Here is a 25,572-nt window from a genome sequence, read left to right as displayed (position 1 = left end):
CCCGTTTCGCGCTGGGTGGCATCATCGCACTCTCATCCGGAAAGCCCACGATCAGCCCTGGAGTCCGGTTCGCCGGACAGCGGCCAACGCCGCCAGCCCGACCACGCTCGCGACGCAGAGCCAGGCGAACAGGTCGCCGACCAGCCCATAGACCGTCCAGGTGCCTCGCGTCGGCACGGACACGACCATGCTCTGCTGCGCGGTGCTGAAGTAGTTGGTCCTGGCCAAGCTCGCACCGTAGGCGTCGACGGCGATCGAGATGCCGTTGCTGGTCTGCCGGACGAGGGCGTATCCGTTCTCGACGGCGCGGAACACCGCGTTGGCCGAGTGCGTGCGCTCGATGCCCTTCCAGTCGTTGGCGGGGACGAACATGATGTCGGCGCGCGTGCGTAGCGTGCTGGGGAAGTCGGCGTCGAAGCAGATGACGTTGGCCAGCCTGCCGTACGGCGTCGCGGACACCGGCACGATGCCGTCGCCCGGCCGCAGGCTTTCCATACCGGGCACGGGATGCGCCTTGTCGAAGATCGACAGCACCTTGCCGTCGGGTGCCACAAGCACGACGATGTCGCGCGAGTGCGGTTGGCCGTCCAGGATGACGGCTATGCCCATGTCGAGATAGATCCGCTTCTCCCTGGCCAGGTCCTGGGCGGTCCGCAGGAAATCGGGAAGGTCCTCGTCGAGCACGACCGCGGCGGTCTCCGGCCACGCCACGATCTTCGCGCCGCCGTCGGCCTCGATCCGGGTGCGGGCGAACAGGTCGTCGTTGAGCGCCGCGAACGCCTTGCGCAGTGTCGGCTTCTGCTCGGGCAGGACCTGCGGCGTATGGAAGTTGTTGATCTGTCGCATCCGGCCCTCTGCCGCGAGCGACGCGCTGATGCCGGCGACGCGCACCAGGCTCGGCGGTGTCGGCGCCATGGCCAGCCGCAGACCGCCGCCGACGAGGACGAGAACGAGCACCGAGACGTACGTCAGCGCGACGGTCCGGATCGATGGCCGGCTCAGCCCGCGCTCCAGCGCGAGGTTGACGACCGATGCGAGCCACGCCATCAGAAAGCTGATCCCGTAGATGCCGGTGACGGACACCGTCTGGAGCAGCGGCAGGTTCGCCGACTGCGTCGCGGCCAACGGCCCGAAAATCGTTCCGAGCGGGCTGATCGCCGCGACCAGGAATTCGACCGTCACCCGGGCCGCCGGGAAGACCAACGTGGCCAGGAACGGATTCAACCGCTGGAAGAGCAGCCGGTCGACCAGCAGCGGAATGCTCAGGATCAGGCTCAGCACCAGGCAGCCGAGCAGGATCGGCAGGACACCGGACTGGCCCGCGGCCGCGACATGGACAACCGACGTCGCCGCCGACGACAGGCCGACGCACGCGAGTCCGGCGAGCACTGTGGAGCTTCTGGTGAACCGCATCAGGCCGATGGAGAACAGCCAGCCGGCGATCGGAATCGACCATTCACCGTTCGTGCCGAACAGTCCGAGCGCTGTGCCTGCCGCCAACCAGCCGTATCTGCGCCAACCGGTGGCGAGGTATGTGTTTACCATGCGTGCGAGCCTGTCCGACCGCACGGACGCCGCCATTGCGGATGACTCTCCACTCTCCCTGTAGTTATCTCCACCTCCAACCCAAGCCGGGTGGTCGCCCTGCGCGGGACGTGGCCGTTCCGCGCTCGATGAGGCATGGCCAGACCGGCGGCTCGCCCCTGTTTATGCTCGGAGACATGACCGTTCAGCGGATGGACAACGTCGCCATCGTCGTCGACGACCTGGACGCGGCTGTCGCGTTCTTCACCGAACTCGGCATGGAGCTGGAAGGCAAGGCCCAGATCGAAGGTGTTTGGGCGGACCGCACCGTCGGACTCGACGGCGTCCGGAGCGACATCGCGATGATGCGTACCCCGGACGGCCACAGCAAGCTGGAGCTGACGAAGTACCACACCCCCGCCGCGGTCGGCGCCGAGCCGCAGAACCCGCCGCCCAACACGCTGGGCCTGCATCGCGTCATGTTCGCCGTCGACGACATCGACGACACGGTCGCCCGCCTGCTCCCCCACGGCGCCGAACTCCTCGGCGAGGTGGCGCAGTACGAGAGCATCTTCCGGCTCTGCTACCTCCGCGGCCCCGCCGGCGTCATCGTCGCCCTGGCCGAGCAGACCGGTTGATGCGAGCCCCTGCTGGTAGTCGATCTCATGGACACGGAGGACATCATGACGACCACGCCGGACGACCCGACCACCGCGCTGCTGCCCGGACGCCCGCCCGTCGTCGACCTGGCCACCTGGCAGGCCGCCCGCGACGAGCTCCTGGTCCGTGAGAAGGCGCACACCCGCGAGGGCGACGCCATCGCCGCGGCCCGCCGCCGGCTGCCGATGGTGGAGCTCGACGGAACGATCGAGGTCGTCGGACCTGACGGACCGGTCCCGTTCCTGGACCTCTTCCAGGGTCGCGACGAGCTCGTGGTCTACAAACACATGTGGTACGACGGCGCACCGCACCAGGGGCAGTGCGAGGGCTGCACCACCACGGCCTGGCACCTGAAGGACGCCGTCTACCTCAACGCCCGCGGCGTCTCGTTCGCCGTCCTGACCACGGGCCGGTGGGACGAGGTGGCCTCCTATGTCGAGTTCATGGGCTACACCCAGCCCTGGTACTCGGTGCGCGACGTGGACGCGCCGGTCGGCGGCAACATGGGGTACATCACCTGCTTCCTGCGCGACGGCGACCGCGTGTTCCTCACCTACTCCACGACGGGCCGCGGCAACGAGCGGGTCAACGGGTCCCTCGGCCTGCTCGACATGACGCCCTACGGCCGCGGCGAGGCGTGGGAGGACCATCCCGAGGGCCGGCCGGAGGGCCGCCACGCGTGCTGGTCCTGGCGCTCGGACGCGGACGGGACCGCCACCTGGGGCCCGACCAGCCGCCCCGTGCCGCAGTGGACCCGCCCCGGCGCGACCCCCGTGGAGACCCTCGGCCGGCACGACCACCACCACTGACAGTCCTTCGTCGACGGCGTCGCGGGCGGAACCCTGCGGACGATGCGACGGTCCGCCCGCGCGCCCGCCCGTCGCGGCGGCACAGCGCTCCGGTCGTGCCATACGACAATGGGAGATGTGCCCTTTGCGACGACGAAGGACGGCGTGAAGCTGTCCTACCAGGTGAGCGGCGACGGATACCCGCTCATGCTGCTGCCCGGCCAGTCCAACGACCACCACTGGTGGGACGGCGTGCGGTCGGACTTCGAGGACTCCTATCGCACCATAACCTTCGACTACCGCGGCACCGGGGACAGCGACAAACCCGACGAGCCCTACACGACGCGCGGCTTCGCCCTCGACGCGCTGGCCGTACTCGACGAGCTCGGCGTGGAGCGCGCGCACGTCTACGGCACCTCCATGGGCGGCCGCGTCGCCCAGTGGCTGGCCGCCGACCACCCGGAGCGGCTGGCGGCGCTCGTGCTGGGGTGCACGTCTCCCGGAGGCGCACACGGGGTGGAGCGAAGTCAGGAGGTGCGCCGCTCGCTGGCCCAGCGTGACCGGGCCGCCGCCCGGCGGGCGCTGCTCGAGCTGATGTACACCCCGGAGTGGCTCGCCACCCACCCCGGCCCGTATCGCACGATCGGCGATCGCGGCATGCCGGCCCACGCCCGCCGCCACCATTTCGCCGCCAGCGCGCATCATGACAGCTGGGAAGCCCTTCCCGGCATCGTCGCGCCCACCCTCGTGATCCACGGCGCCGACGACGTCTTCAACCCGGCCGCCAACGCGCCGCTGCTGGCCGGCCGCATCCCTGGAGCGCGGCTGCACCTCATCCCGGGTGCGCGGCACGCCTACTTCGAGGAGTTCCGCGAGGTCGCCGGCCGGGTGGTCGCCGGCTTCCTCGCCGGCGTGGCCGGCTGAGGAATCGTGCCGTTCGTGCCGGCGTGAACACCGGCACGGGGATGTCGCCGGCGGGGTCACGGGCCGCCCGGTCATGGCCGTCCTCGATCTGCTCGGGCGCCGCTGGACGATGCGCATCCTGTGGGAGCTGAACCAGGCCCCCGCCGGGTTCCGCGAGCTGCAGCGCCGATGCGAGCGCATGTCCTCCAGCGTGCCCAGCACCCGTCTTGACGAGCTGGCAGGCTCCCGGCTGGTCACCTCGCACGACGGCGGCTACCGCCTCACCCGCCTCGGCGAGGACCTCGTCGAGGCGCTCGGACCGCTGAACGCCTGGAGCCTGCGATGGGCCGAGGAGGCGGGCGGCGACGCCACGGAATGACCGCCCATCAGCCAGAACGGACGACGACCACCAACGAGCGAGACGCGTCGCCGGCTCGGGCCCGTGAGCTTGCGCGACGAAACCGCTCAAGATCGAACATGACGAAGCGCTGCCTGAAGTCGCGCTCTATGCCGACTCCCGGGACCCTTGAGGAGCGAGCTGCGACACAGGCCATAATCCCTGTCGTGGAGAGGTACATGGCGGTCTCCCAGGGCACTGCGGTCGGGGTTCTGGTTCTGGCCGGGTCCAGCGGTCGAATCGATGCGGAACGCTGCGATCTGCTGGCGCGGCACGGCGTGACCGCGATGTCCATCCGCTGGTTCGGCGGGGCGGGTCAGCCGCCGGGCATCTGCGAGGTGCCGCTCGAGACGTTCATGACAGCACTTGATGTGCTGGCCGACACAGGGGTGTCGCGGTTGGCGGTGCTGGGAGTGTCGAAGGGCGCGGAGGCGGCGTTGACGCTTGCGTGCATCGAGCCGCGGGTGGACGCCGTCATCGCAGTGTCGCCGTCCTCCGTGGTCTGGGCCAACGTCGGCCCCGGACTGGATGGAGCGACGCGGCCTTACCGATCGTCCTGGACATGGCGGGGCAGGCCGCTGCCCTTCGCCTCATATCCGGCTGAATGGCCCACTCACGGACCGCCCACCTCCTTCCGCGCCTTCTACGAGCGCGGTCTCGCCACTGCTCCTCCTGAAGCGGCGATCCCGCTGGAACGGGCCCGCGCCGACGTCCTTCTCGTCGCGGGTGCGGACGATCAGATGTGGCCGTCATCAGCTTTCGCCGAGGCACTTTCGGAACGTCGCGAGGTCCGCATTGTCAGCCATCCTTCAGCGGGACATCGGCCTCGCTTCCCGGGTGAGCCTCCTTCGCAACCGTCGCCGTCGTACCTGTACGGGGGGATCTCCTGAGACCGATGCGGCCTTGGGAGCGGCAGCCTGGCCGCACATCCTCGCCATGCTGAATGCTTGATGAGCCTTCCAGGGCAGACCGGCCGGCAGCGCCGGACCATCCGCATGCCGAACGAAGTCACCGTGGTGCGCCTTTCAACACCTACCTGTCGAACGGAAGCGTCGGCTTGGGCATGACGCGGTAGATCGGTATCCAAGGAATGGCGCCGACCGCTGCGGCCCGCGCCGGCCGCCATGGCCGTCTACGTCTTCCTCTACCCATCCATGGAGTGACTCCTGTGGGGTGGCGTGGGGCGTTGGCCAGGACGCTACACCCAGTCTTGCAAGAGTTCAATGAAAGTTTTCGCTCGATCAAGCCATCCATGCCGAGGGCCGGCCGCCTCGCCCGCGTACGCGCATGGGCCCGCGCGAGGGTAGCCGCCCTCCCACAACTAAACAACTGTTGACATTGATCTTTGTGAAGCACTCAATAGGCCCCATAGTTCAACATCTTCCAACGCATCGCTCCGGCTTCCTCGCCGAAAGGAATCGATGTCAGATGCGCCGCCTCACCCATGCGCTCCTGGCCTTACTGGCTTCAGCCCTGGCCGTATCCGCCATCCCCGCATCACCCGCCGAAGCGGCGGGGCCGTACGTTGTCGAGGCCGAGAGCATGGCGCTGTCCAACTTCTCGACCGCCAGCGTGGAGCACACCTTCAACGGCACGCCGGTCGAGACCGTGAATTACATCCAGGGCGTTTCCGGCCAGTCGAGCAGCGCCACCAAGGCATTCAGCGGGGCCGCCGGCACCTACGACCTCATCACGCGCTACAACGGCAAAACCGCGGGCGGAGTCACCTACACGCTCGCGGTGAATTCCACCACCGTGGATTCGTGGGCCACGGCGCAGCGAAATGGTCGCGACTACACCGATCCCACGAACATCGACACCCATACGTCGAGCAAAATCACGCTCAACAACGGTGACACCATCAAGCTGACGGCCGCGTCCGCCGGCGAGACACCGCGCGTCGACAAGATCACGATCCAGGAGCACGTGGGTCCGCCGACCAGCACGCTGAGCATCGATTCGCCGAACGCGGCACTGAACGAGGGCTTCACCTGGGGCAAGAACCGGGCTTTGGGCATGACGTTCTACCCCGGGAACCCGATGATGGGGCACGAAGCCGAGTGGTGGCGGCTGAAGGATTCCACGCACACCACGGTGGTGCCCGGCTACTGGGGCTCCTACGTGAACCGGGAGGCCTTCTACAACAGGGACATCGCCCACCAGTCGGATGGCGCGCACGCGCTCGGCCTGGACAACGAGACCTTCGCGATGCTGAAGACGTTCGCCGGCGATGCCGACGACCCGGGCCAGAACGGCTGGCCGCTCTGGGCGCACAGCTCCTACGGGAGCATGTACTACGTCGACGGCACGGGATTCAGGGAACTGCCGTCGCCGTTCAACGTGATGGCCAAGGCCTACAAGCAGTACCAGTGGACGGGAAACCAGAACTGGATCAACGACCCGACCCTCTCGGCGTACTACGACTCGACCATGGGTTCGTTCCTGACCAACCACGAGGTGACGTGGAACGACGCGAACCCCTCCAGCGAGCAGCCGGTCGCGAGGATGCAGCCCGGCGAATACACGGCGACATTCTTCGAGTTCCCGAACGAACATCTCGTCTCCGCCGCCGACGCGCTGGGCTACCAGTACCAGTCGATGATCGCGTATTCGGCGATCCTGAAGGAAAAGGGCGACAACGCCAACAGCACGAAGTGGGCCCAGCGCGCCCAGCGGGTACGCGACCACTTCGAGCGAAACTGGTGGGACTCGGCGACCAACCGCTACATCCGCGGCAAGGACGCCGACGGCAAGGGTTACAGCAGTTGGGGGCATGAGGCCAGCTTCCTGATGATGCTGACGGGGTTGGGCGACCACGGCGCCAGGACCAGCGACTACCTGGACTTCATCGCCGCCAACGACGACGACCTGAATGTCGAGGCGACCTCCTATCTGCCGGAGATGTACTACCAGTACAACCGGCCGTCAGAGGGTTGGGCGTGGCTCAAGAAGCTCATGGCCGACAAGAACGGATATCCGGAAGTTTCGTTCATGGTGGTCAGCAGCATCATCGACGGCATGATGGGCGTGCAACCGGACGCCCCGCACAACAAGGTGACCACCGTCCCGCGGTTGACCGCTGAGGTGCCGTGGGTGGAGATCAACCACCTCAAGGTCGGCGGCAACGACCTCAAGCTCAAGCACACCGGCACGACGGCCTCCACGCTGACCAACAACTCCGGCTCCACCATCACCTGGGAAGCCCAGTTCTACGGGACCCTCTCGTCGATCAGCGTGAACGGCACCCCGCAGACGCCGCAGACCAAGTCGCTGTACGGCCGGACGGTCTCGTACGTGGCGGTGCCGGTGGCCGCCGGCGCGTCGGTGACCGCGACCGCCGGAAGCGCAGGGGGTGACACCACGGCTCCCACCGCGCCGACCGGCCTCGCGGCGAGCAAGGTGACCTCGAACAGCGTGGATCTGAGCTGGGGGGCGTCGACCGACAACGTCGGCGTGACCGGCTACGGCGTCTACCGCGGCACCACGCTGATCGGTTCGTCGACGGGCACGAGCTTCACGGCGACCGGCCTTTCCGCCTCGACGCCGTACACGTTCACGGTGAAGGCCAAGGACGCGGCGGACAACACCTCGACGGCCAGCGACGCGGTCAGTGTCACCACGGCCATCAGCGGAAACGGCCAGACAGCCGATCTCAGCGATCTCACCTGGGTCAACGCCGTGACCGATTTCGGCACTGTTCAGAAGAACAGAAGCGTCGGGTCGAACCCCATCAAGCTGGCCGGGACTTCCTACGCCAAGGGCATCGGCACGCATGCCAACAGCGCCATCACCTACACCTTGAACGGCGGGTACGCGAAGTTCCAGGCGGAGGTCGGCGTGGACGACGAGGTCTCGGCGGGCGCGACGGTCAGGTTCGAGGTCTGGGGCGACGGCGCCAAGCTGTACGAGAGTCCGTCGGCACTGACGGCCTCAAGCCCGACCCAGTCCATCGACGTCAGCATCGCCGGGGTGACCTCGCTGGTGCTGAAGGTGACGGACGCGGGAGACGGGATCAACAGCGACCACGCCGACTGGGCGAACGCTCGACTTGTCAGTGCGGACACCCAGGCGCCGGCCGCGCCGACCAACCTGGCGTCGAGCAACGTCACGTCGAGCAGTGTCAAGCTGACCTGGACGGCGCCGACCGACGACGTCGGGGTGACGGGCTACGACATCTACCGCGGGACGGCGCCGGCCGGCTCGTCCACGAGCACGAGTTTCACCGCGACCGGGCTGTCGGCCGCGACGTCGTACACCTTCACGGTGAAGGCGAAGGACGCCGCCGGGAACGTGTCGGGTGCCAGCAACGCGGTCACGGTCACCACCTCCGGCGGCGCCGCGGTGTTCCTCAGCGATCTGAACTGGACCGGTACCCCCACCATCGGGTGGGGCACCCTTCACAAGGACCGGAGCGTCGACGGGCACACCATCACCCTGAACGGGACCACGTACGCCAAGGGGCTGGGCACGCATGCGACGAGCGGCATCACCTACCTCCTGAACGGCGCCTATTCCCGGTTCCGGTCGGATGTCGGGGTCGATGACGAGGTCGGCGCGAACGCGACGGTCACGTTCGAGGTCTGGGGCGACGGCGTCAAGCTGTACGAGAGTCCATCGGCGATGACTCCGTCCAGCGCGGCGGCCGCCATCGACGTCAGCGTGGCCGGGGTCACCTCGCTGGTGCTGAAGGTGACGGACGCGGGAGACGGGATCAACAGCGACCACGCCGACTGGGCGGGAGCAAAGCTGGTGTCATGATGCGCAGGACCCGGCGGGGAGCCCTTCCAGGGCGACCCGCCGGAGTCGCGCCCACGACGGCCCGTTCCTCGCGCCGATGCCGCTGGTGAGCGCGGCGACGCTCCGCCGTGCTAGCCCTGTGCGGTGCGCTGCGTGGCATGGGTCTGCCGCCACTCCTCGGCCGCCTGGATCATGGCCTGGCCGACGTGCTCGAAGAAGTGGCCGATGTCGTGCATCCGCGTACCGGCGGGTGTGGTCGTGCCGAGGACCTGGGCACCTTGACGGGCGAAGTCGGCCAGCAGGGTGTTCTGGCGGGCGCTGGCCATCCAGCCGCGGAACCACGCGTCGGCGTCGATGACGTACCGGTCGCGGCGGCGATGGGGGTCGCGTTCGCGCCTGATGAGCTCCTGCTGTTCGAGTTCGCCGACGGCCTTGGAGATGGAGGCGGGGCTGACCTGGAGGCGCCGGACGAGCTCGGCAGCGGTCATGCTGCCGCTGTCGGTGACGTACAGGCAGGTGAGCACGCGGGCTGTCATCCGCGGCAGCCCCGTGCCGACCATCATCGCGGTGAACTGTTCCTCCAGTTCGTGAACCGACTCGGGATCGCGCCCGTGCGCGTCGACGGCGGCGGGCGGAAGCTTGGCCGAGTTCCGCTTGCGGCGGCGGGCGCGTCCTTGGGTCGCCCGCTGTGCCTGGTCGGCCCGGTAGCCGCCGGCGCCGCCGTTGCGGGCCACTTCCCGGGTGATGGTGGAGATGGGCCTGCCCAGATCGCCGGCGATCTCGGTGTAGGTGAGTCCGCCGGCCAGCCCCTCGGCGATCTTCTGCCGGTCCTGGTGGGTCAGCCTGCCTCCGGGCATCGCTCCTGCCTTCCGTGTCACGTCTCGCGGTATGGCCAGTATTGCGTTCGCCAACACTCCATTGCAAGTCACCAGCTTCGTTTTGCACTCACCTTCATTCTCATTGCAAGAGTTGATTGGCTCTGAGCTGCGCGTATATGACTTCCAGCCGCCTAGCTTGTTGCCGCTTTGGTGAAAGCAAGCTAGCTTTTAGTCATTCGCGAATGAGCGAACGGACTGCTCGCAAACTGTCGAGCCGTGATCGGAGCCCCCTCATGACTTCCCTCCTCACCCCTGTGCGCACCTGGCACCGTCCCTTGGTGGTCTGCGCGCTCGTCATGCTGGCTGTGATGTTCGCCGCCGGTGTCGGGCTCGTCGTCGACGGCCGGACCCTGCTGGATGAGCCGGTGTGGGTCAAGCCGCTCAAGTTCGGCTTCGCCTTCGCTCTCTACGCAGGCACGCTGGCCTGGCTGCTGACCAGGCTGCGCAAGGGCAGGCGGCTGGGCTGGTGGATCGGCACCGTCTTCGCGCTGGCCGCGACCGTGGAGGTCGGCGCCATCACCGCCCAGGCGGCGCGCGGTACCTTCAGCCACTTCAACGCCGACCAGAGCGATCGGGTCACGCTGGCTCTGGTGCCCATCCTCACCTACGGCGTGATGATCATCCTGATCACGCAACTGATCCTGGCGGTCGTCGTGCTGATCCAGCGCACCGGCGGGGTCGCGGTGAACCGGGCGATCCGCGCCGGGCTGGCGCTGGCCGTCTTCGGCATGCTGGTGCCGGTCTACTGGCTGGTCGCCGAGATCCACCCCCGCACGGTGACCGACGCCAACGGCGCCCGGATCCCGATGTACCAGGGCCACGGCATCGGCGACCCGGACGGCCACGGCATGTCTCTCACCGGCTGGAGCGTCACCGGCGGCGACTTCCGGGTACCGCACTTCGCCGCCCTGCACGGCATCCAGGTGCTGCTCCTGCTCACCGCGGTGCTGGCCGCCCTGGCCGCCAGGCACGCCTGGCTGCGCGCCGAGAAGGTCCGTGCTCGCCTCGTCGGCTGCGGCGCCCTCGGCTACACCGGGTTGGTCGCGGCCGTGACCTGGCAGGCCTGGCGCGGCCAGTCCCTGATCCACCCGGACAGGATCACCCTTCTCGCCCTGGCCGCGGTGCTGCTCCTCACGGCGGCCACCACCGCAGGGGTGATCGTCACCGCCAGGCGCGCGGGCGCCGTACCCGCTGGAACCCCCGAGCGCCGCCGGCCGGCGCCCTGACGACCTCCCCTGACCTTGAGAACCGAACGTCCAAAGGAGAACTGACATGACACCGTCCGCTTCCGCCAAGGGCGGGCTGTTCCTCGCCACCGTGTTGATCGCTGGGGGCGTCCTGACGGCACCCGCGACAGCCGCATCGCCCGTCCCCGACCACGCCGGCGTACAACGCGCTCTCGACAACGCCGTGGCCCACGGTGGCGCTCCGGGCATCGTCGCCGAAGTCCGCGACCGCCGCGGCAGGTGGTTCGGTTCGGCAGGCGTGGCCGACACCAGGACCGGCCGCAAGCGTCAGCCGCACGAGCGGTTCCGGATCGGCAGCACCACCAAGGCGTTCACCGCAACCGTGGTCCTGCGGCTGGTGGCCGAGGGCAGGCTGAGCCTGGACGACACCGTGGAGCAGTGGCTGCCCGGTCTGGTCGCGGGCAACGGCTACGACGGCCGTGAGATCACCGTCCGGCAGCTGCTCAATCACACCAGCGGCATCTCCAACTACGGCAACGACGCGAAGTTCTTCGCCAAGGGCGTGGGTGCCGCCTGGTTCGAGCACCGCTACGACACCTACACCCCCGAGCAACTGGTCGAGATCGGCCTGGCCACCCCGCCCCGTTTCAAGCCGGGCACGAGCTTCCTCTACTCCAACACCAACTACTTCCTGGCCGCCATGATCGTCGAAAGGGCCACCGGCAGGACCTTCGCCCAGGAACTCACCAGGACCGTCATCCGCCCCCTGCGCCTGACCGGCACCTCGCTGCCCGGCACCGACCCCAAGATCCGCGGCCCTCACCCGACGCATTACTCCACCCTGTTCTCCTCCGATCCCAAGCCCGAGATCCACGACGCGACCGAGATGAACCAGTCCTTCGCCTGGGCCGCAGGCGGCATCATCTCGACCACCGGTGACCTGCAGCGCTTCTTCGGCGAGCTGCTCGGCGGACGCCTGCTGCCCGCAGCCCAGCAACAGGAGATGTTCACCACCGTCGAGACCAAGGGCCCCGTCCCGTGGATCCCCGACACCCGCTACGGCCTCGGCGTCTTCTCCCAGAGGCTGCCGTGCGGCGTCACCGTCTGGGGCAACGCCGGCGCCACCTACGGATCGTGGACCTACGCCATGGGCACCCGCAACGGCAACCACCTGCTGACCAGCCAGGTCAACGGCGACTGGAGCGGCCTGAGCGTCTTCGCCGACACGCTGTCGGCCGAGTTCTGCCCGGCCACGTCCCGATGACCCGCGACCACGCCGTAGGACTCGTGGCGCCCCGTTCATCGCGGAGTCCCAACAGGACGCGCCGATGTTGGCCGGCTGAACAGCGCCACGCCCGCCGCGCTTCGCCATGCTGGAGCGATGCGCCGATCAGGAAATGAAGATGCCGCCGCAGCCGCGATGATCGCCGACATCGAGCGGCTCGTGCGCTGCGAGTCCCCGTCCGAGGACCTGGCCGCGGTCGCCCGCAGCGCCGAGGTGGTCGCCGAGGTCGGCGCCCGGCTCCTGGGCGCGGAAGGGGAGCGGGTGGTGGTGGACGGCCACACCCACCTGCGCTGGCGGTTCGGCGGCGCGCCCCGGGTGCTGCTGCTCGGGCACCACGACACGGTGTGGCCGGTCGGCTCGCTGCGGACGCATCCCTTCGAGGTCCGCGACGGGCTGCTGCGCGGGCCCGGGTGCTTCGACATGAAGGCCGGGCTGGTGATGGCCTTCCACGCGCTGGCGGCGCTGGACGACCTGGACGGCGTGACCCTGCTCGTCACCGGCGACGAGGAAACCGGGTCCCTCTCCTCGCGCGAGCTCATCGAGGACGAGGCCCGCGGGTGCTCGGCCGCGCTGGTCCTGGAGGCCGCCGGGCCCGGCGGAGCCCTGAAGACCGCGCGCAAGGGCGTCTCCCGCTACGAGGTGCTGGTGCGGGGACGGGCCGCGCACGCGGGACTGGAGCCGGAGCGCGGCGTCAACGCCTCCGTGGAACTGGCCCGCCAGGTCGTGGCCGTGGCCGGGCTGGGCGATCCCGCGCTGGGCACGACCGTCACCCCGACCCGCATGGAGGCGGGCACCACGGTGAACACCGTGCCCGGGTCGGCGCGCTTCGAGGTCGACGCCCGGGTCTGGGAGGCCGCCGAGCAGATCCGCGTCCACACCTCGATGCTGGGCCTGCGGCCCGCGCTGGACGGCGCCGAACTGGTGATCAGGGGCGGTCCGAACCGGCCTCCGCTCCAGGCCGCGGCGTCGGCGGACCTGTTCGAGCGGGCCCGCAGGCTCGCGGCGACGCTCGGGATCGGCCCGCTCACCTCGCTCGCCGTCGGCGGCGCCTCGGACGGGAACTTCACCGCGGGAGTGGGCACGCCGACCCTCGACGGGCTGGGCGCGGTCGGCGGCGGGGCGCACGCCGACGACGAGCACGTGGTCGTGGCGGAGCTCACGGGGCGGACGCGGCTGCTCGCCGCCCTGGTCGCCGAACTGCTGGCAAGCGCGGAAGTTGTCCACTCGGACGAACCGGGAGCCGTCCTCCCGTGCCCGCCGACCAGCTACAGGACCTGACCGGCTGGAACCATGGCCGGCGTGACTGATCTCATCCGCGACCGTCGCGGGTCCGGGCCCGTCGACCTGGCGTACGCCGCAGCCGAGGCGGCCGCGCGAAGCGCGGGCATCCACATCCGCCCTTTGGACAGCGTCGTCGAGCTCGAGGCCGTCCGCCGCCTGTACGAGCGCATCTGGCGTACCGGTGAGAACAACCCGCCGGTGACGGCCGACCTGCTGCGGGCGATGGCGAAGGCGGGCAGCTACGTCAGCGGCGCCTTCGAAGGGGACGAGCTGGTGGGCGCCTGCTTCGGCTTCTTCTCCCCGCCCGCGCGCGAGGCCCTGCACAGTCACATCGCGGGGGTGCTGGCGCGCGTGCAGGGACGCAACGTCGGCTTCGCGCTGAAGCTGCACCAGCGCGCCTGGGCCATGTCGCGTGGCGTCAGCGAGGTGTGCTGGACCTATGACCCGCTGATCCGGCGCAACGCCTACTTCAACATCACCAAGCTGGCCGCCGACCCGGACGAGTACCTGCCGAACTTCTACGGCCCGATGGACGACGACATCAACCGCAGCGACGACACCGACCGGGTGCTGGTGCGGTGGCGGCTGGAGTCGCACGCCGCGGTGGCGGCCAGCGCGGGCCTGCCCAGGCCGGCCGACGCGGCCTCCGCCCGCGCGGCGGAGGCGGCCGTGGCGCTGGACGTCTCTCCCAGAGGCGGGCCGGTCGCCTGCCGCGCCGACACGCGCACCGTGCTGGTCGGCGTCCCCGGGGACATCGAGACCTTGCGGGCCCACGACCCGGGGCTGGCCGCCCAGTGGCGTACGGCGCTGCGGGACGTGCTCGGCGAGCTGCTCGCCGAGGGCGCGCGGGTGCGCGGTTTCGACCGCGCGGGGTGGTACATCGTGGACCGGCGGGAATCACCGTGAAGCTCCTCGGGGTTGGCAGTCGCCGGATGAGGTGACGGTCGCCCCGGAGTGAGTACCCCTCTCCTGAGCCCGGTCCGGCCCGACGAACCGGATAGCATCCTTTGGTCATGCAGAACGAACGCCGACCCGCCCGCGCTGCGCTAGCTTCGGGCGCGTGCTTGTCCCCGTGACCAGCCTCCCGCGAGCCAGCCTCGCCCGCGTTCTGGAGGAACTCGGTTCTACCCTGCTCGACGTCGTCTGCGGCGATGTCGAGCAGGCCGGCGATGTCGGCGGCGTCGTCATCTACGACCCGCTCGACGAGCCCGAGCTGCCGAGCCGCGCGCTGGTGTTCGGCGTCGGCCTGCACGACCCGGCCGACCTCGCCCGGGTGGTGACCCAGCTCGGCCGGCACGACGCCGTCGGCCTCGTGGTCCGCGCGCCGGTCGTGCCCGACGACGATCTGGTCGCGGCGGCGCGCGAGGCGGGGGTGACGGTCCTGTCCTTCGCGCGCGGCGCGTCATGGACGCACCTGGCGGGGATGCTCCGGTCGCTGACCGCCGAGGGCGGCGGGCTGGACGGCGCGGACGCGCACACGGTCGGCCGGATCAGTTCCGGCGACCTGTTCGCGGTCGCCAATGCCATCGCCGCGCTGCTCGACGCGCCCGTCACCATCGAGGACCGCAACTCCCGGCTGCTGGCCTTCTCCAGCAGACAGGAGGAAGCCGACCACTCGCGGGTCCAGACGATTCTGGGCCGCCAGGTCCCTGAGCACTACACGCGCATCCTGGAGGAGCGCGGGGTGTTCCAGGCGATCTACCGCAGCGACCGGCCCGTCTACGTGGCGCCCCTGCCCGAGCCGGTCGACCCGGCGCTGCCGCCGGAGCTGCCCCGGGCGGCGATCGCGGTGCGGGCCGGGGACGAGATCCTCGGCACGATCTGGGTGGTCGTCCCCGAACCGTTGGACGAGGAGCGCAGCGAGGCGCTGTACGAGGCGTCCAAGCTGGTCGCCATGCACATGGTGTGGCAGCGCGCCGACGCCGACATGGAGCGGCGGCTGCGGACCGAGCTGCTGAGCACCGCCCTGGAGAGCGGGCCGGGGGCGCTGGAGGCGGTCCGCCGCCTCGGACTGAAGGACGAGCCCGCGGTCGTCCTCGCGCTGACCGTCGTCGGCTCGGCGGCCGAGCACCCGCTGCCCGCCCAGTTGGCCACCGAGCGCAAGCGGCTGGCCGACGCCTTCGCCATGCACCTGTCCGCGGCGCACCCGCGGGCCGCCGCGGCGCTCATCGGCGACGTCGCCTTCGGCGTGCTGCCCCTGCCGCAGAGCAGGGAGCAGAACCGCGAGGACACCGAGGAGCGCGCGGTGTGGATCGCCGCCGAGTTCCTGGCCCGCGTCGGCTCGCGGCTGCGCCCGCTGATCGGGGTCGGGCCGCTCGCCGCTGACAGCTCGGCGCTCGCCCGGTCACGGTCGGGGGCCGAGCGCGCCCTGCGCGTCCTGCGCTCGGGGGTCGGTGGGCAGCAGGTGGCCCGCCTGGACGACGTGCACGTCGAGGCACTCCTGATCGAGCTCGCCGACCTCGTCCCGCGCGGCGACATCCCCAGCGGGGCCGTCGCACGCATCGTCGCCTACGACAAGGAGCACCAGACCAGCCTGGTCGCGACGCTCCGGGCCTGGCTCGACGCTTTCGGCGACGTCGCGGTGGCCTCGGCCGCGATGTACGTGCACCCCAACACCTTCCGCTACCGGCTGCGCCGGGCCGCCGAGGTCGGCCGGCTCGACCTCGGAGACCCGGGCGCGCGGCTGTCGGCCATGCTGCAGCTGCGCCTGATGTCGATCAGGTCTGCCCCGGACGGCTGACGCCGCGCAGGCCGAGCGTGCCGATCAGGAACGCCAGCCATTCGGCGTCCTGCGCGACGGCGACGTCGTGGGCGGTCGCCGCGCCGTGGCCGGCGTCCTCGAAGACGTGCAGCAGGATCGGCGCCACCCCTTGCTGCGCGGCCTGCAGGCGCGCGGCGAACTTGCGCGCGTGCCAGGGCCTGCACCGTGGGTCGGTCGCCCCGGCCTGCAGGTAGACCGCCGGGAAGACGCCGGGCTCGACCAGCTGGTACGGCGAGAGCCCGAGCAGCCGCCGCACCTCGGCGGGGTCGTCCGGGTCCGCCCACGCCTTGCGGATGACGAAGTCGAGGTAGGGGTCGCGGGTGCCGCCGATGAGGTCGAGCAGCGGGGCCCTCGGCAGGACCGCACGCCACAGCTCAGGCCGCCGGGTGACGGCGATCCCGCACATGAGGCCGCCGTCGGAGCCGCCGGTCAGCGCGAGCCGGTCGGAGGTGGTCAGGCCGGTGGCGAGGAGGTGCTCGGCGACCGCGACGAGGTCGGCGTCGCGGACGTGCTTGCGTTCCCGGTGCGCGGCCAGGTACCAGTCGCGGCCGAACTCGCCGCCACCGCGCAGGTACGCCTGGACCAGCACGCCTCCGGCGGCGACGAAGGCGGCCAGGTCGGGCTGGTACTGCGGCAGGAGCGGCACGTTGGCCGCGCCGTACGCGGAGATCAGCACCGGCGCCGGCGCACCGGCGGCGCCGCGCACCACGTGGTACGGCACGGCGACGCCGTCCGGTGCGAGGGCCTCGCCCTCCTCCAGCACGGCGTCGAGGACGACCGCGGGGGGCGTCAGCGTCTCCGGTTCCCTCTCGCCGGGCCGGTGCCGGTAGACGCCCCACGAGCTGGTGAGGGTGGAGAAGGCGAAGACGAAGTCGGCCGCGGGCGTGCCGGTGGCCAGGGCGGTCAGCGGGAAGAAGGGCGCGGCGAGCGCGCCCCTGCCGGGCAGGGGGACCTCGCCGGTGACGGCTCCTGAGCGGTCGAGGATGCGCACCCTGGCGAAGGTCCGGTCGAACTCGCTGAGGTAGAGGTGCTCGCCGACCGGGGTGAGGGAGCGCAGCACCGTGTCACCCTCCGGGACGAGCTCGGTCCACCCGGCCGGGTCGCCGGGGTCGGCCGCGTCGAGCGGGATGGCGACCACCCTGCCGCGCGGGGCGCCGACGTCGGTGACCGCGATGTAGCGGTCGCCCACGATGTGCCCGGCGATCGTCCCCGTGCAGCCGGTGACGAAGGGCCGCCAGGCCGTGTCGGGGCCGGACATGTCGCGCACCGCGACCGGGACGGGGCTGCCCACCCGGTGGGCGGCGACGGCCCAGCGGCTGCCGGTCGACATCTGGACGAGCGTGTACTCGCGGGAGCCCTCGCCGACCGGGATCGGCTCCGGTTCGGTCGCGCCGCCGAGCCGGTGGAGGAAGACCGCCTGCCGGAACTCCTCCGGCGTACCGGTGAGCGCGAAGAAGTAGAAGCCCGTGCTGTCCGGCAGCCACGAGACGCCGCCCGCCCATGCGCTGTGCAGGACCTGCTCGGGCGCGCCGTCGAGCTGCCGCCCGGAGGCGACGTCGACGAGGCGGATGGTGTTGTGCTCGCTGCCGTCGGTGCACAGGCCGAGCGCCAGGACGCGGCCGTCGGGCGCGGGCGCCAGCCAGGACACGACCGGCGGGTGCTCGCCCTCGCCGGATCCGGCCAGGTCGACGACTGTCCGCCCGTCTCCCAAGGGCGTGTCCGCGACGACCACCGCGGGCGCCGAGCTTCCTGGCTGAGCCGCGACGCGGAACCAGCGGCCGGAGGCGTACTTCGGCAGGGCCGGGCGGGAGCCGGCGTCGTAGGCGCGGATCAGGTCGCGGACGGCCTCCGGGTCCTGGCCGGCGTAGACGGCGGCGGTGGCGAGCTCGGCCTGCCGCCGCTGCCACTGCCGCACCTCCTCGGTCTCCTTCTCCAGCCAGCGGTAGGGGTCGGGCACGCGCACGCCGGCGACGTCCTCGAAGACCTCGACGGTGCGGGCGGGCGGGTAGGAAGCGGTCACGGTGACTCCGGCTCGTGTGGGGACTGGGCTCCGGTCTCGAACTCCGCGCGGAGCCGCTCGAACGCGCCGGGGACCCGGGTCACCCGGCGGACGTGGATGAGCGCGTCGTAGGCGGCAGGGAAGTCGTCGACGGGGTCGAGGCCGCCGGCGGCCAGCGTGCCGTCCACCCCTTCGAACAGCCCGGCCGGCTCGTGGCGCAGGTCGACGGCGGTGACGGCCGGGCCGAGGCGCTCCAGCCGCGACTCGATGGCGTTCGGCGGCAGGATGCGGTCGTGGAGGGAGACGTCGCAGTCGAACGGGCGCGGCGAGCGCTGGGTGAAGCGCACCTCGGGGCCGGAGCCGTACGTCATCCCGATGACGACGGGATCATCGCCGAGCAGGCCGCCGAGCATCGGCCGGCCGTGCAGCGGCGTGCGCCTGACATGCGCGTTGTGCGCGCTCACGACGACCCGCTCCTCGCGCTCCAGGATCCAGCGCACGGTGTCGGCCATGAACACGTCGCGCGGGTACGGCCCGGCGTCCGGCCCGTCCAGCTCGGCGAGAAAGGCCCCGATCGAGGCCCCGCACCGGCGCACGACCCCGTCGTCGTGCGCCGCCGTACGCTCCACCAGGTCGCGGAGGCCGTCGAGCAGCCGGGTCCGCTCGGCGGCCGGCATGGCCTGGTAGCGGATCGCCGCCTCGGTCCGGCCGCCCAGGTCGCTGAGGCGACGGAGCTCCTTGTCGCCGGGCAGCTCCGGCAGCCGGTCGAGGCAGGCGCGCACCGCCGGTCCGGGTGAGGTGGAGGAGCCGGGCAGGTCCATGCCGTAGAAGCTGACCTTCGTCGGGTTCGCGGCGTTCCACTCGCGCATCCAGGTCAGCTGCCGCCGCATCGGCTCGCACTCGCCGAACCGGTAGGTGATGCCGTCGCGGGCGACCGTCCCGACCTCGCCGGGCCCGCCGTGGATCCACGCGTCGACGGCCAGCCCCTCGGCGAAGCCCGACTCCATCACGAAGGCGGTGAACCCGTGCTCCTCCACGAGCAGGCGGAACAGCTCGTCCTTGAGCTCGTAGAACTCCGTGATGTTGTGCGCGCCCTCGCCGAGGGCCACCACCCTGGCGTCGCCGGCCAGGTCTCGCACTAGCTGTGGAAGTACCATAGTTCCGGCGTGTACAGGAAGCTGATCAGGGCGTTGAACGACGACTGCGGGCCCGACAGGGTGTTCTTCCACACCACCAGCGTGTGCGGGGTCGGCAGGAAGAGCACCGGCAGGTCCTGGGCGAGGCTGGTCACCTCTGCCGACAGCGCCTTCTGGTCCGCCCCGAAGGTCGAGGCGCCGATCAGCTTGTCCACCTCGGCGTTCTTGTAGCTGCCCAGATTGAAGCTGCCCTCGGTGTTGAACACCGTGTTGCTGCTCGGGTAGCCGGCCGCCAGGTAGAGGGGGCCGTAATCCTGCATCGCCCACTCGTTCTTGGTGGCGGGGGCGAAGGTGTTGCCGTAGTTGGCGTACATGTAGTTGAGCGACTTGGTCACGATCTTGACCTCTATGCCGAGCTTCTTGGCCGCTGAGGCGAAGGCGACGTCACGCGCGCCGACGAAGGCCGGGGAGCTGGCCGAGGCCAGGGTGAAGCTGATCGTCTGCCCCTGCGGGATGTCCGCGCCGCACTGGCCGGGCCCGGTTCCGGGACGCTCGCAGGTGGTGGCGCCGTTCGGCGCCACCTTCCAGCCGTTGTCGGTGAGCAGCTTCTCGGCGGCGGCCGGGTCGTAGGGGTAGGGCGGCTGGTCGCCGAAGGCGGGCGGGTAGGGGGATCCGTTGCCCGCGGTGCTGTAGTTCGGGGAGGCGGCGCCGTTGTAGATGCCGCGGCTGGCGATGTAGCCCTGCTGGTCGACCAGCCGCTGCAGGGCCTGGCGGACGTACGGCTGCGCGATGACCTTGTCGAAGTTGTTGACGGTGTTCGCGAAGTTGATGACGAGCGAGTCGAACCGGGCCGGGGCGGGCGCGCCGTACACGTTGTAGCCCTTGGCTTTCAGCTGGCCGATCTGGGTGGCGAAGCTGGAGTCCAGCGTGCCGACGGTCAGGTTGCCGGCCTTGAACTGGTTGAGCACGGCGGCGGCGGAGGTGAAGGCCTTGAAGTCGATCTGGTCGAGCCGTGACTCCCCCGGCCCGCTGTAGGACTCGTTGCGCGCCAGGGAGAACGAGCCGGTCGTCGGGTCGAAGCTCTTGAGCCGGTAGGGGCCGTTGACGACCTGCCAGAGCGGGTTGCCGGCGAAGGTGGCCTGCGACTCCGACTCCTTGGTGAGGTACTTGTAGATCGCCTTGGCGTTCTTCGGCTGCCTGTAGTCGAGGTGCGGGCCGCCGGTGGCGGCGATGTTCCACTCGGTGGAGGGCAGCACGTACAGCAGCGTCAGCATGGACAGCAGGTACGACGGGTTGTACGCGGTCTCCAGCTCGAGGGTGAGCGTGTCAGGCGCGGCGGCCTCGGCGCTCACGCCGTCGGGGAACTGTCCGGGGGTGTAGAAGCTCCAGTTGGCCGGGCTCTCCTTGAGCGCCGCCTTGAGCAGGGCCAGGGAGAAGACGACGTCGTCGGCCGTGACCGGCTTGCCGGTGGACCACTTGTAGTCCTTCATCTTGATGGTCACGGTCTTGCGGTCCGGACTGTAGACGGGCGGCTCGGCCAGGCTCAGCTCGGCGTCGGCGACCTGGTCGCCCTCGCCGCTGGGACGGTAGAGGGAGCGCCACAGCTGGCCGCGGGCGATGACGGTCCCGTTGGCGGCCGCCGGCGGGTAGGGGTAGATGTAGTTGGGGCTGAGCCCGGGGGTCAGCGCGACCGTGGCGGTCCCACCCTGCTTGGGGGTGCCGGTCTGCACGGGCTTGGCGGTGTAGCTGCCGGCGATGTCCTTCGTCGTGTTCCCACCGCCGCCGCTGCACGCTGTGGCCAGCACGGCGACGGCGGCGACGGCTGCCACGGAGAGGCGGCCTCGGTGCTTCATTGATGGCTCCCTGGAGAAGTGTGCGGGGTGCGTTGACGATGCACCGGCGGCTTCGGCCCGTGTTCGGCGGTGCGGACAATTCCGCGCGCCCGCCTCCGTCCTGGCGAACAGGTCATCAGTCGGCCCGGCGCCCGACCGCGTCGCGGAGCGCGTCGGCGAGCAGGTTGAGCGCCAGCACGGTGAGGACGATGCAGCCGCCGACCGGATAGACCAGCCACCAGTAGTCGGCGGAGATGAAGGTGACGCCGCTGGCCAGCTGGCTGCCCCAGTCGGCGGTGGGGTAGGTCAGGCCGAAGCCCAGGAAGCCCAGGGCGGCCACGACCAGGACGGCGTCGGCGACCTGGAAGGTGATGGTGACGATGATGACGCCGAGCGCGTTCGGGATCAGGTGGGTGAGGATGGTCCGCCGGCGGGAGGCGCCCATCAGCTTGGCGGCCAGCACGAACTCCCTCACCCGCAGGGTCAGCACCTCGCCGCGCACCAGCCGGGCGGAGACGAGCCAGGAGAATCCGCCGATGACGAGGCTCAGCGACAGCGCGTCGGCGTGGAAGCGGGCCGACAGGATGAGCACGAAGAACAGGAACGGGATCGACAACATGACGTCGACCAGCCGCATCATGAACCCGTCGACCACGCCCCCTGCCAGCCCCGCCACGGCCCCGTAGACGGTGCCGATCGTGGTGGCGACAAGCGCGGACAGCAGCCCGATCTGCAGCGACACCTGGCCGCCGGACATCAGCCGGCCGAGTACGTCGAAGCCGTTGGTGTCGGTCCCGAGCGGGTAGCCGGGGCCGGGCGGCAGCGCCGCGTTGACCAGGTCCACGTCGGTCTGGTTGGTCTGGTAGAACAGCGGCCCGAGGAAGCAGAACCCGGCGATGAGCAGCAGGAGCAGCCCGCCGGCCAGGCCGAGCGGATGCCGGCGCAGCCCGCGCAGGACCGACCGGGTCGAGACCCGGTTCCTGTCCGCCGACGTCTCGGCCTCGGGGGATGGAACGGCGGTCAGGTCTGGTGCGGTCATGCGCTCAGCTCGATTCGGCGGTCGGCGGCCGCCACCGCGACGTCGGCGATGAAGTTGCCGGCCACGGTCAGGACGCCGCCGATGAGGGTGTAGGCCAGGAGCACCGGGTAGTCCTCGCGCTGCAGGCTGTTGAGGAACAGCAGGCCCAGGCCGGGATAGTTGAAGAGCGACTCGACGATCAGGTTGCCCGCCAGCAGCGTGGGGACGAGCGTGCCGACCAGCATGACCAGCGGCAGGCAGGCGTTGCGCAGCAGGTGGCGGGTGAGGATCAGCCGCTCGGGCAGGCCCTTGGCGCGCGCGACTCGCACGTAGTCCTGGCCGAGCTGGTCGAGGGCGGCGGAACGCTGGTACTGCGCGAAGATCGCGACGCTGGTGACCGCGAGGGTGATGACCGGCAGCGCCATCGCCCGCGGATCGGTGAAGACGACCCACGGCGAGTGCGACTGCGACGCCTCCGCCGGGAAGATCGGGATCGTCTGGCTGAAGACGGCGATCAGCAGCAGCCCGAGCAGGAACGACGGCGTCGCGTAGAGCACGTACGACGCCGCGGTGGCGACCCGGTCGACGAGGCTGTTGCGCCGGACCGCCTGCAGGATGCCGAGCGGGACCGCGACAAGCAGCGCCAGCACCAGCCCGGCCAGCGACAGCATCGCGCTGCGGCCGGCGTTCCGCGCCAGCAGCGCGCCCACGTTCTCGTTCAGCTTGTACGACCGGCCCAGGTCGCCCTGGAGCAGCTGGCCGAGGTAGCTGATGTACTGCACGACGACCGGGCGGTCGAAGCCGTGCTCCCGGTTGAAGGCCGCCACGGCCTCCGGCGAGGCGCGCTGCCCGAGGACGACACGTCCCGGGCTGTCCGACACCAGGTGCAGCATGAGGAAGACGACCGCGGAGATCCCGAGCAGGACGAGGAGCGAGACCGCCAGGCGGCGGAGCACGTACCAGGTCATGAGCGAGACTCCGCTCGGCGCAGTGGGTGGTGGCAGGCGACGTGGTGGGTGCCGGTGACCGGTGTCAAGGGGGGCTCCTTCTGGGCGCACAACTCGGTCGCCAGGGCGCACCGGGTGCGGAACCGGCAGCCGCTGGGCGGGTCGATGGGGCTTGGCAGCTCGCCGCGCACCCTCGCGGCCGCAGGGGGTCGCGGCGCATCGGGGTCGGCCTCAGGGATCGCGGCCAGCAGCCCCGCGGTGTAGGGGTGCGCGGCTGAGCCGTACACCTCCTCGGTGGTGCCGGTCTCGACCAGCTTGCCCAGGTACATGACGCCGACGCGGTCGGCCAGGTACCGCACCACCGCGAGGTCGTGCGAGATCACCACGCTGCTGAGCCCGCGTTCGAGCTGGATGCGGCGCATCAGGTTGAGGACCTGCGAGCGGATGGAGACGTCCAGGGCGCTGACCGGTTCGTCGGCGACCAGCACCTTCGGGTCCAGGGCGAGCGCGCGGGCCAGGCCCACCCGCTGCCGCTGCCCGCCGGACAGCTCGTAGGGGTAGCGCTCCAGCATGCTCGCCGGCAGGCCCACGTCCCGCAGGAGCTCGCGGGCGCGGGCGGTGCGCTGGGCGCGGGTGCCGATCCCCTGGATGGCCAGGGGTTCGCGCAGGATCGTGCCGATGCGCATGCGCGGGTCGAGGGAGGCGTTGGAGTCCTGGAACATCATCTGCAACTGGGTACGGCGGGGCCCCAGCGTCCGGGCGCTCATCCGGGTGACCGGTTCGCCGTCGAAGATCACCTCACCGGAGGTGGGCCGGTCGAGAGCCACGAGCATGCGGCCCAGGGAGGACTTGCCGCAGCCCGACTCGCCGACGAGCCCGAAGGTCTCCCCCGCCGCCACCTCGAAGCTCACGCCTGAGACCGCCTTGACGGTGCGGCGGCCGCCGAACAGGCCGGCCCTGCCCGCCGGGTGCTCGCGCCGGAGGTCGACCACGCGCAGGCGCGGCTCCGTGACGACCGGCGCCGGGACGACCAGCCGCGCGCGGGCCCTGGCGGCCGGGCCGTCGGCGGGGTGCCAGCAGGCGTAGACGTGGCCGTCGGCCTCGGTCGCGGGCGTCGGGGGCTCCTGGCGGCACCGGTCGGTCGCGGCGGCGCAACGCGGCGCGAACGGGCAGCCCGCCTGGGCCACGGTCAGGTCCGGGGGCGCCCCGGGGATGCTGAAGAGCTCCTCGTTGCGGTCCTGCGTGAGCGACGGGATCGAGGAGAGCAGCGCCTGGGTGTAGCGGTGCCGTGTCCGGGCGAACAGCACGGGCGTCGGCCCGGTCTCGGCCACGCGCCCGGCGTACATCACCCCGACGCGGTCGGCATGCCGGGCGATCACCCCCATGTCGTGGGTGACCAGGATCATCGACATGCCCAGCCGGGACCTGAGGTCGTCGAGGAGGTCGAGGATCTCCGCCTGGATGGTGACGTCGAGCGCGGTGGTCGGCTCGTCGGCGATGACGAGCCGGGGCTCGCAGACCAGCGCCATCGCGATCATCACGCGCTGCCGCATGCCGCCGGAGAGCTGGTGCGGGAAGTCGTCCAGCCGCTCGGCCGGCCGCGGCAGCCCCACGAGGGCCAGCATCTCCTCGGCGCGGACGCGCGCCTCCCGCTTCGAGGCGCCGCGGTGCAGCCGAACCGGCTCGGCGACCTGCTCGCCGATGCGCTTGGTGGGGTTCAGCGCGGTCATCGAGTCCTGGAAGACCATCGCCACGTCGTTGCCCCTGATCGCGCGGTACTGCGCGGCGGGCAGCCCGACGAGCTCCCTGCCGTCCAGGTCGATCGAGCCGGCGGTGACCCGGCCGCCGGCCGGCAGCATGCCCATGATCGCCAGACCGGTCATCGACTTGCCGGACCCGGTCTCGCCGACGATCCCCAGCGTCTCGCCTCGGTCGAGCGTCAGGCTGACGCCGGAGACGGGGCGGACGACCCGATCGCCCCGCCGGATCTCGACCGACAAGTCACGGATCGTCAGCACGCGGCCGCCATCCGCCTTCGTGGAATCATCGGCCGTGCTCAAGGCAGTGCTCAAGGCAGTGCTCTCCCAATCCATTCGACGATAGTGGGACCCGATCCCCCTGGTGGTGTTCGTCACGTGGCTCGAACCTTGAAGCCCGCGTTCGTCCACCGGGACGAACTGATCGCCGCGAGCCGTCGCGGCGGGGCGGGAATCGTGAACGGCCAGGCGTTCTGTCCCGC

At 70.6% G+C, this 25,572-nt stretch carries 19 protein-coding genes; 11 read left to right on the top strand and 8 right to left on the bottom strand.

Going from position 1 to position 25,572, the window contains the following annotated elements; genetic code table 11:
* Positions 1–51: 51 nt before the first annotated feature.
* Positions 52–1,545 carry a nitrilase-related carbon-nitrogen hydrolase gene (locus ACWDLG_RS12665; protein ID WP_449919080.1) on the bottom strand — a complete coding sequence of 498 codons (1,494 nt, stop codon included), beginning with the start codon at positions 1,543–1,545 and terminating at the stop codon, positions 52–54.
* A 191-nt stretch (positions 1,546–1,736) separates the two neighbouring features.
* Between ACWDLG_RS12665 and ACWDLG_RS12660 the strand changes: the two genes are divergently transcribed.
* The 6 genes from ACWDLG_RS12660 (at position 1,737) to ACWDLG_RS12635 (ending at position 9,030) form a co-directional block, all read left to right on the top strand.
* On the top strand, positions 1,737–2,162 hold the full coding sequence (locus ACWDLG_RS12660) for a VOC family protein (protein WP_449919715.1): 426 nt from the start codon (positions 1,737–1,739) through the stop codon (positions 2,160–2,162).
* Between the two features lie 45 nt (positions 2,163–2,207).
* On the top strand, positions 2,208–2,993 hold the full coding sequence (locus ACWDLG_RS12655; RefSeq protein ID WP_449919077.1) for a DUF899 domain-containing protein: 786 nt from the start codon (positions 2,208–2,210) through the stop codon (positions 2,991–2,993).
* Positions 2,994–3,110: 117 nt separating this feature from the next.
* Complete coding sequence (locus ACWDLG_RS12650; RefSeq protein ID WP_449919076.1) at positions 3,111–3,896, top strand: alpha/beta fold hydrolase; 786 nt, start codon at positions 3,111–3,113, stop codon at positions 3,894–3,896.
* Between the two features lie 73 nt (positions 3,897–3,969).
* On the top strand, positions 3,970–4,254 hold the full coding sequence (locus tag ACWDLG_RS12645) for a winged helix-turn-helix transcriptional regulator (RefSeq protein ID WP_449919074.1): 285 nt from the start codon (positions 3,970–3,972) through the stop codon (positions 4,252–4,254).
* Between the two features lie 185 nt (positions 4,255–4,439).
* On the top strand, positions 4,440–5,162 hold the full coding sequence (locus ACWDLG_RS12640) for an acyl-CoA thioester hydrolase/BAAT C-terminal domain-containing protein (protein ID WP_449919071.1): 723 nt from the start codon (positions 4,440–4,442) through the stop codon (positions 5,160–5,162).
* A 538-nt stretch (positions 5,163–5,700) separates the two neighbouring features.
* On the top strand, positions 5,701–9,030 hold the full coding sequence (locus ACWDLG_RS12635; protein WP_449919069.1) for an NPCBM/NEW2 domain-containing protein: 3,330 nt from the start codon (positions 5,701–5,703) through the stop codon (positions 9,028–9,030).
* A gap of 110 nt (positions 9,031–9,140) precedes the next feature.
* On the opposite strand, the gene ACWDLG_RS12630 is transcribed toward ACWDLG_RS12635, so the two are convergent.
* Positions 9,141–9,866 carry a MarR family transcriptional regulator gene (locus tag ACWDLG_RS12630; RefSeq protein ID WP_449919066.1) on the bottom strand — a complete coding sequence of 242 codons (726 nt, stop codon included), beginning with the start codon at positions 9,864–9,866 and terminating at the stop codon, positions 9,141–9,143.
* 254 nt (positions 9,867–10,120) lie between these two features.
* Between ACWDLG_RS12630 and ACWDLG_RS12625 the strand changes: the two genes are divergently transcribed.
* From ACWDLG_RS12625 to ACWDLG_RS12605, 5 genes are all read left to right on the top strand, one after another.
* Complete coding sequence (locus ACWDLG_RS12625; RefSeq protein ID WP_449919065.1) at positions 10,121–11,113, top strand: hypothetical protein; 993 nt, start codon at positions 10,121–10,123, stop codon at positions 11,111–11,113.
* A 46-nt stretch (positions 11,114–11,159) separates the two neighbouring features.
* Positions 11,160–12,338 (top strand): serine hydrolase domain-containing protein, encoded by a 1,179-nt coding sequence (locus ACWDLG_RS12620; RefSeq protein WP_449919063.1) that lies wholly within the window; start codon positions 11,160–11,162, stop codon positions 12,336–12,338.
* Positions 12,339–12,494: 156 nt separating this feature from the next.
* Entirely contained in the window at positions 12,495–13,637 is a 1,143-nt protein-coding gene (locus ACWDLG_RS12615; protein WP_449919061.1) for a M20 family metallopeptidase, read from the top strand.
* Positions 13,638–13,658: 21 nt separating this feature from the next.
* The gene (locus ACWDLG_RS12610) at positions 13,659–14,546 is read left to right on the top strand and encodes a GNAT family N-acetyltransferase (protein WP_449919058.1); all 888 of its coding nucleotides are present in this window, start codon (positions 13,659–13,661) and stop codon (positions 14,544–14,546) included.
* A 154-nt stretch (positions 14,547–14,700) separates the two neighbouring features.
* Entirely contained in the window at positions 14,701–16,380 is a 1,680-nt protein-coding gene (locus ACWDLG_RS12605; RefSeq protein ID WP_449919057.1) for a PucR family transcriptional regulator, read from the top strand.
* Here ACWDLG_RS12605 and ACWDLG_RS12600 read toward each other — a convergent pair.
* The 6 genes from ACWDLG_RS12600 to ACWDLG_RS12575 form a co-directional block, all read right to left on the bottom strand.
* Positions 16,358–18,421, bottom strand: coding sequence for a prolyl oligopeptidase family serine peptidase (locus tag ACWDLG_RS12600; protein ID WP_449919054.1), 2,064 nt, complete (start codon positions 18,419–18,421; stop codon positions 16,358–16,360). The genes ACWDLG_RS12605 and ACWDLG_RS12600 overlap by 23 nt on opposite strands.
* Positions 18,418–19,539, bottom strand: coding sequence for an erythromycin esterase family protein (locus tag ACWDLG_RS12595; RefSeq protein WP_449919052.1), 1,122 nt, complete (start codon positions 19,537–19,539; stop codon positions 18,418–18,420). Before ACWDLG_RS12595 ends, ACWDLG_RS12600 begins: the two co-directional genes overlap by 4 nt.
* Positions 19,539–21,389, bottom strand: a complete 1,851-nt coding sequence (locus tag ACWDLG_RS12590; protein ID WP_449919050.1) for an ABC transporter substrate-binding protein — start codon at positions 21,387–21,389, stop codon at positions 19,539–19,541. The genes ACWDLG_RS12595 and ACWDLG_RS12590 overlap by 1 nt, the downstream gene beginning before the upstream one ends.
* A gap of 115 nt (positions 21,390–21,504) precedes the next feature.
* Positions 21,505–22,407, bottom strand: a complete 903-nt coding sequence (locus ACWDLG_RS12585) for an ABC transporter permease (RefSeq protein ID WP_449919047.1) — start codon at positions 22,405–22,407, stop codon at positions 21,505–21,507.
* Positions 22,404–23,354, bottom strand: coding sequence for an ABC transporter permease (locus ACWDLG_RS12580; RefSeq protein ID WP_449919045.1), 951 nt, complete (start codon positions 23,352–23,354; stop codon positions 22,404–22,406). The genes ACWDLG_RS12585 and ACWDLG_RS12580 overlap by 4 nt, the downstream gene beginning before the upstream one ends.
* Positions 23,351–25,333, bottom strand: coding sequence for a dipeptide ABC transporter ATP-binding protein (locus tag ACWDLG_RS12575; protein ID WP_449919043.1), 1,983 nt, complete (start codon positions 25,331–25,333; stop codon positions 23,351–23,353). Before ACWDLG_RS12575 ends, ACWDLG_RS12580 begins: the two co-directional genes overlap by 4 nt.
* Between the last annotated feature and the right edge of the window lie 239 nt (positions 25,334–25,572).

The sequence above is a fragment of the Nonomuraea sp. NPDC003727 genome, from assembly GCF_053586935.1.
Note: the sequence above shows the minus strand (reverse complement) of the source record. Positions and strands in the feature narration are given on the sequence as shown.

Coding starts and splice junctions, on each gene's coding strand:
- ACWDLG_RS12665 (WP_449919080.1), bottom strand. CDS start 1,545: ATGGTAAACACATACCTCGCCACCGGTTGGCGCAGATACGGCTGGTTG.
- ACWDLG_RS12660 (WP_449919715.1), top strand. CDS start 1,737: ATGGACAACGTCGCCATCGTCGTCGACGACCTGGACGCGGCTGTCGCG.
- ACWDLG_RS12655 (WP_449919077.1), top strand. CDS start 2,208: ATGACGACCACGCCGGACGACCCGACCACCGCGCTGCTGCCCGGACGC.
- ACWDLG_RS12645 (WP_449919074.1), top strand. CDS start 3,970: ATGGCCGTCCTCGATCTGCTCGGGCGCCGCTGGACGATGCGCATCCTG.
- ACWDLG_RS12635 (WP_449919069.1), top strand. CDS start 5,701: ATGCGCCGCCTCACCCATGCGCTCCTGGCCTTACTGGCTTCAGCCCTG.
- ACWDLG_RS12630 (WP_449919066.1), bottom strand. CDS start 9,866: ATGCCCGGAGGCAGGCTGACCCACCAGGACCGGCAGAAGATCGCCGAG.
- ACWDLG_RS12625 (WP_449919065.1), top strand. CDS start 10,121: ATGACTTCCCTCCTCACCCCTGTGCGCACCTGGCACCGTCCCTTGGTG.
- ACWDLG_RS12620 (WP_449919063.1), top strand. CDS start 11,160: ATGACACCGTCCGCTTCCGCCAAGGGCGGGCTGTTCCTCGCCACCGTG.
- ACWDLG_RS12615 (WP_449919061.1), top strand. CDS start 12,495: ATGATCGCCGACATCGAGCGGCTCGTGCGCTGCGAGTCCCCGTCCGAG.
- ACWDLG_RS12590 (WP_449919050.1), bottom strand. CDS start 21,389: ATGAAGCACCGAGGCCGCCTCTCCGTGGCAGCCGTCGCCGCCGTCGCC.
- ACWDLG_RS12585 (WP_449919047.1), bottom strand. CDS start 22,407: ATGACCGCACCAGACCTGACCGCCGTTCCATCCCCCGAGGCCGAGACG.
- ACWDLG_RS12580 (WP_449919045.1), bottom strand. CDS start 23,354: ATGACCTGGTACGTGCTCCGCCGCCTGGCGGTCTCGCTCCTCGTCCTG.